The organism is Microbacterium paludicola, assembly GCF_039529675.1.
Taxonomy (GTDB): domain Bacteria; phylum Actinomycetota; class Actinomycetes; order Actinomycetales; family Microbacteriaceae; genus Microbacterium; species Microbacterium paludicola.
On sequence record NZ_BAAANG010000008.1, the window covers coordinates 1 to 9,197 of the forward strand.

General features: G+C 66.5%; 8 protein-coding genes and 1 other annotated feature. Of the genes, 5 read left to right on the forward strand and 3 right to left on the reverse strand.

All coding sequences use genetic code 11. From position 1 onward, the window contains the following. Window positions 1–183: 183 nt before the first annotated feature. Genes ABD161_RS06515 through ABD161_RS06525 form a run of 3 tightly spaced genes read right to left on the reverse strand, consistent with a single transcriptional unit; the run spans window position 184 to window position 3,269 of the window. Window positions 184–912, reverse strand: a complete 729-nt coding sequence (locus ABD161_RS06515; RefSeq protein WP_344000818.1) for an SDR family oxidoreductase — start codon at window positions 910–912, stop codon at window positions 184–186. 40 nt (window positions 913–952) lie between these two features. Further along, window positions 953–1,837: an aldo/keto reductase gene (locus tag ABD161_RS06520; RefSeq protein WP_344000820.1), complete on the reverse strand. Its 885-nt coding sequence runs from the start codon at window positions 1,835–1,837 to the stop codon at window positions 953–955. 37 nt (window positions 1,838–1,874) lie between these two features. After that, on the reverse strand, window positions 1,875–3,269 hold the full coding sequence (locus tag ABD161_RS06525; RefSeq protein WP_344000828.1) for an MFS transporter: 1,395 nt from the start codon (window positions 3,267–3,269) through the stop codon (window positions 1,875–1,877). A 108-nt stretch (window positions 3,270–3,377) separates the two neighbouring features. Here ABD161_RS06525 and ABD161_RS06530 point away from each other — a divergent pair, with 108 nt between their 5' ends. The 5 genes from ABD161_RS06530 (at window position 3,378) to ABD161_RS06550 (ending at window position 9,060) form a co-directional block, all read left to right on the forward strand. Beyond that, on the forward strand, window positions 3,378–4,268 hold the full coding sequence (locus tag ABD161_RS06530) for a helix-turn-helix domain-containing protein (RefSeq protein WP_344000822.1): 891 nt from the start codon (window positions 3,378–3,380) through the stop codon (window positions 4,266–4,268). After that, the gene (locus ABD161_RS06535; protein ID WP_344000824.1) at window positions 4,268–5,005 is read left to right on the forward strand and encodes a flavodoxin; all 738 of its coding nucleotides are present in this window, start codon (window positions 4,268–4,270) and stop codon (window positions 5,003–5,005) included. The genes ABD161_RS06530 and ABD161_RS06535 overlap by 1 nt, the downstream gene beginning before the upstream one ends. Continuing rightward, window positions 4,977–6,277 (forward strand): IS3 family transposase gene (locus ABD161_RS06540; protein WP_425560808.1). Its coding sequence is split into 2 segments (ribosomal slippage): window positions 4,977–5,259 and window positions 5,259–6,277, totalling 1,302 coding nucleotides; the frame shifts between segments, so codons are not numbered across the junction. Before ABD161_RS06535 ends, ABD161_RS06540 begins: the two co-directional genes overlap by 29 nt. Beyond that, window positions 5,255–5,407, forward strand: a sequence feature (AL1L pseudoknot). (Overlaps the previous gene by 153 nt.) Window positions 6,278–6,374: 97 nt before the next feature. Continuing rightward, window positions 6,375–7,235 carry a 3-hydroxyacyl-CoA dehydrogenase gene (locus ABD161_RS06545; protein WP_344000830.1) on the forward strand — a complete coding sequence of 287 codons (861 nt, stop codon included), beginning with the start codon at window positions 6,375–6,377 and terminating at the stop codon, window positions 7,233–7,235. Between the two features lie 124 nt (window positions 7,236–7,359). After that, on the forward strand, window positions 7,360–9,060 hold the full coding sequence (locus tag ABD161_RS06550) for an oleate hydratase (protein WP_425560809.1): 1,701 nt from the start codon (window positions 7,360–7,362) through the stop codon (window positions 9,058–9,060). The last annotated feature ends 137 nt before the right edge of the window (window positions 9,061–9,197 follow it).

Here is a 9,197-nt window from a genome sequence, read left to right on the forward strand (position 1 = left end):
AACCCGTCGACCTCACCCCACCAGACTGCCGCGAACCTCACGATGCATATGGGAGACACGCCCTAGTCCGATTCCGCCGCTGGCGCCGGTGACGAGCGCGACTTTCCCGGTCATAGTTGCGGTCATGTTGTCGTTCCTTTCGTGGCGAATACTTCCGTGATTCAGTACTTGGGTGCCGTTTCGTCAGAGCTGGTCGGCGGGACGCAGGAGCACCTCGTTGATCGCGAGGTGACGGGGGCGCGCGAGGACGAATGCGATGACCTCCGCGACGTCCTCGGCGGTGACGGTGGCGGCGTCGTAGAGCTGTCCGACAGCGTCCTTCGTCTGCGCGTGCGTGATGTGTGCCGGCAGTTCGGTGGCGACCACCCCGGGTTCGATGAGGGTGACGCGGATGTCGGGCAGCAGCTCTTGGCGGAGCGATTCTGACCAGCCGTTGAGTCCCCACTTGGTGGCGGCGTAGACGCCGTTGCCCGCCCGGGCGGTGCGGCCGGCAACGGAGGAGATGTTGACGATGTCGCCACCGCTGTTGCGCAGCTGCGGCAGGAACACCTCGGTCGTGGTGATGGCACCCAGAAGGTTCACCTCGATCATCTGCCGGTAGTCGTTGCGCTGCTCGGCGTCGAAGGGCCCAAGGAGCATGATGCCGGCGTTGTTGATCAGGGTGGTCGCGCCACCGAGTTCGTCGTTCACACGCTGGGCGGCGGCACTCAGGGCGTCGCGGTCGGTGACGTCGGCGGGGATGGCGAGGGCACCGGCGCCGAGTTCAGCGGCGAGAGCGTCGATGCGGTCGGCCCGTCGAGCGAGTAGGGCGACCTGGTAGCCGGCGGCGTGCAGTGCTCGGGCGGTTGCTTCGCCGATGCCGGAGGAAGCGCCGGTGATCACGGCGACGGGAGCGGAGGACATGTCGGTCATCGGTTTCCTTCTCTGAGAGTGCGGGTGAAGGCGAGGTGGGTCAGGCTTCTGGAATGTCGCGTCCGAAGGCCTCGAGGGTGATGTCTTCCGGGTCGGGGCCGCGGCGCACGCCGGTGTCGAGCGCGTCGATCCGAGCGATCTCGTTGTCGGTCAGCTCGAAGTCGAAGACGTCGAAGTTCTCGGCGATCCGGGCGGCCTTGGTGGACTTCGGGATCGCGGAGCGACCCTCCTGGATGTGCCAGCGCAGCATGACCTGCGCGGCGGACTTGCCGTGTGCGGCGGCGACCTCGAGGATCGTGGGGTCTTCGAACGCGCTCGTGCCGCCCTCACGGTAGGAGGTGATCCCACCGATCGGCGACCACGCCTGCGTCAGGATGCCGTGCTGGGAGTGGAGGGCCTGCAGCTCCTTCTGCTGGAAGTACGGGTGCAGCTCAATCTGGTTGACCGCGGGCACGACGTCGGTCTCATCGAGGAGGCGCTGCAGGTGCTCGGGCATGAAGTTGCTCACCCCGATGGCACGCACCTTCCCGTCGGTGAGCAGCGTCTCCAATGCACGGTACGCATCCAGGGTGAGCTCGAACCGACCCGGCAGCGCCTGGTGCAGGATGAGCAGATCGATCTGGTCGACACCGAGCTTGCCGGCGCTTTTGTCGAACCCGTGCAGGGTGGCGTCGTAGCCGTAGTCGCTGATCCAGATCTTCGTCTCGACGAACACGTCTTCCCTGGGGACGCCGGAGCGGCGGATGCCCTCGCCGACTTCCCGCTCGTTGCCGTAGGCGGCGGCGGTGTCGATGTGCCGGTATCCGGTGGTCAGCGCGGACTCGACGGCAGAGGTGGTCTCGTCCGGCGGTGTCTGGAACACGCCGAGACCGATGGCGGGCAGCTGCACCCCGTTGTTCAGGGTGAGTGTGGGGACGGTGGCCATGAGGTCCTGCTTTCTGTTGGATGGGGCGGGATACGGGTCAGGCGTTCGCTCGCCGTGCGGCGAGGTCTGCCGGCAGAATCAGAGCGAGAGTGGCGGCCAGGGCGACGCCGATCATGATCGCGCCGCCGGTGTACGCGATCACGACATGCTCGGCGAGGGTCACGGCACCGGCGGCAGCGGTGGTGAGTACAGCGATACCGAGGGTGGACCCCAGCTGGTGTGCGGTGTTCACCAGCCCTGATGCGGCGCCGGCGTCCTCGGCGCGGGCGCCGGCAATCCCGGCGGCGGTGATCGGGCCGAAACCGAGTCCTTGGCCCAGGCCGATAAGCAGCAGCGCGGGCAGGAACCCGGCGAGGTACCCGGTGTCGGGGGTGAGGCGGGTGAGCCAGAGCAGCCCGGCGAGGACCAGCGCGAGCCCGAGGGTGAGCAGGATCGCGTTGCCGAAGCGGCGGGTGAGGCGAGGCACGGGCAGGGAGAACAGGAACTGCACGATCGTCATCGGAAGGAAGCCGAGACCGGCCTGCAGCGGATTCCAGTCGTAGACGCCCTGGAAGTACTGGGTGGTGAAGAAGAAAAACGCGATCATCGTCCCGGCGAACAGCAGCCGCGCGACGGCCGCGCCGGAGCGCTGCCGGGAAGCGAACAGCCGCAGCGGCATCACCGGCTGCGCGGCGCGCCACTCGTTGAGCACGAACCCGGCCAGAACCACTGCGCCGACGATGATCGAGACGCCGGTGACCGGCGAGTTCCACCCCTCCTCTCCGGCGTTGACGATCCCGTAGACCAGGGCGCCCATGCCGAGGGTGGATGTCACCGCGCCGACGATGTCGAACCGTCCGGGGACCGGTCGGAAGCCGGGGAGGTAGCGCACGGCGGCGAGGATCATCGCGACCGCGATCGGCACGTTGATGTAGAACCCGGCACGCCAGGACACCCACTGGGCCAGCGCACCACCCACCAGCAAACCGAGGCTCGCACCGATTCCGGCGGTCGCGCCGTACGCGGCGACCGCACGAGTGCGCTCCCGCCCCGCCGGGATGGTCGCGGTGACCAGGGCGAGGGAGGTGGGGGCGACGATCGCGGCGCCGATGCCCTGCAACGCACGGGCGGCGATGATCCACGTCTCGGATTGAGCTGCGCCGACCAGGAATGAGGCGACACCGAAGATGGCGAGCCCAACGATGAACACCCGCCGGCGACCCAGGAGGTCGCCGGCGCGGGCGCCGAGCAGCAGCAGCCCGCCGAAGACGAGCGTGTAGGCGTTCTGCACCCACGACAACCCCACCGGGGTCAGATTCATCTCGGCGGCGATCTGCGGCAACCCGGTGAAGATGATCGAGTTGTCGAGCACGATCATGAAGTAGCTGACGAGGATAATCGTCAGCACCGCCGCCGGATGCCGGCTGCCGGTCACTGGTGTCGGCTCGGTCATGGTCACGGATACAGTCCACTCCTCAGCGCGCCATCCGGGGAAGGGGCTGGTGTTCCATGCACTGACAGGTCCTCCCTAATCAAGTGCGGCCCCCGTACCGTGGTAGTCATGGACGATCACACCGAGGTCCGCGAATTCCTCCGCACCCGTCGGGACCGGATCAGCCCGGAGCAGGCGGGGATCATCGGCGGCGGGCACCGGCGGGTGCCTGGGTTGCGACGGGAAGAGGTCGCGTTCCTGGCCGGTGTCAGTGTCGACTATTACGCTCGCCTCGAGCGCGGCAACCTCTCCGGCGTGTCCGACGAAGTGCTGTCCGCGATCGCGACCGTGCTGCGCCTCGACGACGCGGAGGCCACCTACCTGCAGGACCTGGCCCGCGCGGCGCATCCGCAGCCGGTCGCGCGTCGGAAGAAGCCGGGGCGGGAGAACACGATCCGGCCCAGCCTGCAGTGGTTCCTGGACTCCATCACCGGGTCGGCAGTGTGGATCCGCAACGAGCGCATGGATTTTATCGCCGGGAACTCGCTCGGCCGGGCGGTGTACGCGCCGGTGCTCGACGATCCCAGCAGCCAGCGCGGCAACAACGCTCTCTTCGCGTTCCTCAGCCCCGCCGCCCGCAACTACTACACCGACTGGGACCGGGGCGCCGACGACATCGTCGCGACCCTGCGCCTCGCGGCCGGCAAGAATCCGCGCGACAAAGAGCTCAGTGACCTGATCGGGGAACTGGTGACCCGCAGCGACGAGTTCAGCCGCCGGTGGGCGTCCCACAACGTCCGGTTCCATCGCAGCGGCCTGAAACGTCTCCACCACCCTCTCGTCGGTGATCTCGAGCTCAGCTACGAGGCGATGCAGCTTCCCGACCATCCCGGGTGGACGATGTTCGCGTTCACCGCCGCGCCCGGCACCCCCTCCGCGGAGCGGCTGACGCTGCTCGGCAGTCTCACCGCCGACCTGCCAGCGTCCGTCACCGACGCTGTGGATACCGGGTCGAGCTGATGGACCGCCGCGACTTTCTCCGCACCGGCCTGCTGCTGACGGCGACCGCCGTTGGACTCACCGCCTGCGCACCCACCCCCACGGGAGAGACCATGCCGAGCACCACCCCCACCCCGGATGCCACACCCACCCCGACAACGGGCAGTCGGGTGCTGCTGGCGTACTTCTCCCGGCCAGGCGAGAACTACTACTACGGCGACCGCATCGACCTCGACGTCGGCAACACCCAGATCGTCGCGGAGATGATCGCCGCCGCAATCACCGTCGACACTTACCGGATCGAACCGGCCGACCCTTACCCGGACGATTACGAGCAGACCGTCGACCGCAACGTGCAGGAAGAAAACGACAACGCCCGACCCGCGATCGCGAACCCGCTTCCCGATTTGTCGGGGTACGACACGGTGCTGCTGGGCTGCCCGGTATGGAACTCGCAGACCCCGATGATCATGCGCACTTTCGTCGAAGGTGTCGACCTCGCAGGAAAGACGGTGCACCCGTTCGTCACCTTCGCCGTCAGCCGCATGGGCCGGGTCCGCAGCGACTACACCGATCTCCTCCCGGACACCACCATCACCGAAGGACTGGCGATCCAGGGCGAAGAGGCACAGCAAGCACAAGGTCAGGTCGAGGCGTGGCTGCGCGGGATCGGTCTTCTGAAGCGCCCCGGGTTCGGTGGGGGCTCTCAACTCACGGAGGATGAGAGTCATGGCAGCACCGAAGAAGTACCCGGATGAGTTGCGTGAGCGCGCGACGCGGCTCGCGGTCGCGGCGAGGCAGGACCCCGCACGGAGGGCCGGTGCGCTGGAGCGTATCGGCGAGCAACTCGGGATCAACCCGGAGACGCTGCGGGGCTGGGTGAAGCAGGCCGAGATCGACGCCGGGCAGGCGCCCGGGGTGACGACCGGGGAGGCGCAGCGGATCAAGGCGCTTGAGGCCGAGGTGCGGGAGCTGCGGCGAGCGAATGAGATCTTGAAGACCGCGTCGGCGTTTTTCGCCGCGGCGGAGCTCGACCGCAAGCTGAAGTAGCCGAGGTGCCGACTGCGGTGCTCGTCGAGTACATCGACGAGCACCGCGACCGGTTCGGGGTCGAGCCGATCTGCCAGGTCCTGCGTGACGCGGACGTTCAGATCGCCCCGAGCACCTACTACGCCGCCAAGGCGCGTCCGGCGTCCGCGCGGGCGGTCAGGGACGCGGAACTGACCGAGGACATCCGGGTGGTCCACAAGGCGAACCTTGGCGTCTACGGCGCCCGGAAGATCCACGCGGCCCTGAACAGGGAGGGCGTCGAGGTCGCCCGTTGCACGGTCGAGCGGCTGATGCGCGCCGAGGGCCTTCAGGGCGTCCGGCGCGACAAGACCCGCAAGACCACCTTCGGGGACGGCGCGGAGACTGAACGGCCCGCCGATCTGGTCGAGCGGCGCTTCGAGGCGACGGCACCGAACCAGCTCTGGGTTGCGGACCTGACCTACATCCGCACCCACGCCGGGTGGACCTATGCCGCGTTCGTCCTGGACGTGTTCTCCCGCCGTGTCGTCGGCTGGCAGGTGTCCACGTCGCTGCGCACCGATCTCGCCCTCGACGAGCTCGAGATGGGCCTCTGGGAGCGCCGCAGAGCGGGTCAGGACATCACCGGGCTGATCCATCACAGCGATGCCGGAGTCCAATACCGTGCGATTCGCTACACCGAGCGACTCGCCGAAGCCGACGCGGTCGCGTCCGTCGGAACGGTCGGCGACAGCTACGACAACGCGATGGCCGAGGCGCTGAACTCGCTGTTCAAGGCCGAGTGCATCCGCAACCCGGTCATGCGCCCCAAGGGCGGGTGGGCGTCGGTCCGCGACGTCGAGATCGCGGTCGCCGAATACGTCGACTGGTACAACCACCGGCGCCTGCACGGCGAGATCGGACACGTCCCGCCCGCCGAGTTCGAGGCCGCTCACTGGGCATCCCACAAGCCCGTCAGCTACGTTGGAGAACAGGTTCCCGTCGGAGCCGGTTCCAGATAACCGAGCCTCCACGAAACCCGGGGCGCTTCAATCGAGCGAAACCTTCGGGTCCAGATCAAGCAGGTCGTGGATGGCCTGCTCACAGAAAAGGAATGACATGTCAAACATCAAGAACGTGACGGTGCTCGGCACAGGGGTGCTCGGGTCCCAGATCGCCTACCAGACCGCGTTCAGCGGATTCAAGGTGACCGCGTACGACATCAGCGACGAGATCCTGGCGAAGGCGAAGGAGCGCTTCGAAAGACTCGCGTCGACCTATCAGGCCGACGGTGTCGCCGGTGCCGCCGAAGGCAAGGCGGATGCGGCGCTCACGCACATCACGTATTCCTCCGAGCTCGCGGCCGCTGTCGCGGATGCCGATCTCGTCATCGAGGCGATCCCGGAAGTGCTCGCGCTGAAGCAACAGACTTATGAGCAGCTCGGCAAGGTGGCCCCCGCGAAGACCATTTTCGCGACGAACTCGTCGACGCTGCTGCCGAGCGATCTGAAGGACTTCACCGGCCGCCCCGCACGGTTCCTCGCGCTGCACTTCGCGAACCAGGTGTGGAAGTTCAACACCGCCGAGGTGATGGGCACCGCCGACACCGACCCCGCCGTGTTCGACGAGGTTGTCGCCTTCGCGGGCGAGATCGGCATGGTGGCGATCCCGATCCACAAGGAGAAGGCGGGCTATGTGCTCAATTCGCTGCTGGTCCCCTTCCTCAACGCAGGCTACGCGCTCGCCGCGGGCGGCTATGCCGAACCGAAGGATATCGACAACGTGTGGCGCATCGCCACGGGGGCACCGATGGGACCCTTCCAGATCACCGACATCATCGGCCTCACAACGCCGTACAACATCCTGTCCCAGTCCGGCGAGGGCAAACAGCTGGGGCAGTGGCTGAAGGAGAACTACATCGATAAGGGCAAGCTCGGCGTGGCCACCGGCGAGGGCTTCTACACCTACGACGCCAAATAACCATCCACCTCATCACGACACGACAAGAAGCAGGAGCACACTCATGCGTTACACCGCGGGCAATTAGGAGGCATTCGCGCGTCCCCGCAAGCCGCAAGGCGTCGATGGCAAGTCGGCGTGGTTCGTGGGAGCGGGGCTCGCCTCGCTGGCCGGCGCCGCCTTCCTCATCCGCGACGGGCAGATGCCCGGCAACAAGATCACCATCCTCGAAGAGCTCAAGCTGCCCGGCGGTGCGTTGGACGGCATCAAGGAACCGAAGAAGGGCTTCGTGATCCGCGGCGGACGGGAGATGGAGGACCACTTCGAGACCCTCTGGGACCTCTTCCGTTCGATCCCCTCGCTGGAGATCGAGGGCGCGAGTGTGCTCGACGAGTTCTACTGGCTCAACCGCGACGACCCTAACTACTCGCTGCAGCGCGCGACCGTGAACCGGGGTGAAGACGCGCGCACCGACGGGCTGTTCACGCTCTCGGAGAAGGCGCAAAAGGAGATCGTCAAGGTCTTCCTCGCCACCCGCGGGGAGATGGAGAACAAGCGCATCAACGAGGTGTTTTCCGAGGAGTTCCTGAAGAGCAACTTCTGGATTTACTGGCGCACCATGTTCGCCTTCGAGGAATGGCACTCCGCGCTGGAGATGAAGCTCTATCTGCACCGCTTCATCCACCACATCGGCGGCCTGCCCGACTTCTCGGCGCTGAAGTTCACCAAATACAACCAGTACGAATCGCTCGTGCTGCCCCTCTACACGTGGCTGCTGGACCAAGGCGTGGTCTTCCACTTCTCCACCACCGTGAACGATGTCGACTTCGACATCGACGAGGAGACCGGCCGGAAGCAGGCCACGCACATCCACTGGACCTCCCGCGAAAACGGAGCCCCGGGCGACGGTGTCGATCTCTCCGAGAACGATCTGGTGTTCATGACGATCGGCTCCCTGACCGAGAACTCCGACGAGGGCGATCAGCAGACCCCCGCGAAACTCGACGACGGACCGGCGCCAGCATGGGACCTGTGGCGGAACGTGGCGGCGAAGCACCCCTCGTTCGGACGTCCTGGCGTCTTCGCCGACCACATCCCGGAGACGAAATGGGAGTCGGCGACCGTCACCACCTTGGATGCGCGCATCCCCGCCTATATCGAGAAGATCGCCAAGCGCGACCCGCTTAGCGGCAAGGTCGTCACCGGCGGCATCGTGACCGCCACCGACTCAAGCTGGCTGCTGTCGTGGACGGTGAACCGCCAGCCGCATTTCAAGCAACAGAAGCCCAACGAGGTCGTGATCTGGGTCTACGCGCTCTTCACCGACGTTCCCGGCGACTACACCGGCAAGACGATCCAGGAGTCCACGGGCGAGGAGATCGCTCGCGAATGGCTGTACCACCTCGGCGTGCCGATCGACCAGATCGACGAGCTCGCAGCGAACGCCGCGAAGACCGTGCCGGTGATGATGCCCTACGTGACGGCGTTCTTCATGCCCCGCCAAGCCGGCGACCGCCCCGACGTCGTCCCCGCAGGCTCGGTGAACTTCGCGTTCATCGGCCAGTTCTCCGAATCGGCCGAACGCGACTGCATCTTCACCACCGAGTACTCCGTCCGCACACCCATGGAGGCCGTCTACACGCTGCTCGATATCGAACGCGGCGTGCCCGAGGTGTTCAACTCCACCTACGACATCCGCAAGCTCCTGGCCGCCACCAGTCGCCTGCGCGACGGCGAGGAACTGAAGATCCCAGGAGGCTCCCTCACCCGGAAGCTGTTGATGAAGCGGATCGACGACACCGAGATCGGCGAGCTCCTCAACGAGTTCCACCTGCTCGGCGAGTGACCACAAGACGCCCGCGGTCGGCATCCGAGTCCGTCGCCGCCTGCTTCTTGTCTTCGCACCACGAAGCAAAGGGGCTCATCGCATTTGAGCGTGTAGCGCTGGTCTGAACCCGCCGGTCTCGAGCAGGGATCTGGTGA

Coding starts and splice junctions, on each gene's coding strand:
- ABD161_RS06530 (WP_344000822.1), top strand. CDS start 3,378: ATGGACGATCACACCGAGGTCCGCGAATTCCTCCGCACCCGTCGGGAC.
- ABD161_RS06535 (WP_344000824.1), top strand. CDS start 4,268: ATGGACCGCCGCGACTTTCTCCGCACCGGCCTGCTGCTGACGGCGACC.
- ABD161_RS06520 (WP_344000820.1), bottom strand. CDS start 1,837: ATGGCCACCGTCCCCACACTCACCCTGAACAACGGGGTGCAGCTGCCC.
- ABD161_RS06515 (WP_344000818.1), bottom strand. CDS start 912: ATGACCGACATGTCCTCCGCTCCCGTCGCCGTGATCACCGGCGCTTCC.
- ABD161_RS06525 (WP_344000828.1), bottom strand. CDS start 3,269: ATGACCGAGCCGACACCAGTGACCGGCAGCCGGCATCCGGCGGCGGTG.
- ABD161_RS06545 (WP_344000830.1), top strand. CDS start 6,375: ATGTCAAACATCAAGAACGTGACGGTGCTCGGCACAGGGGTGCTCGGG.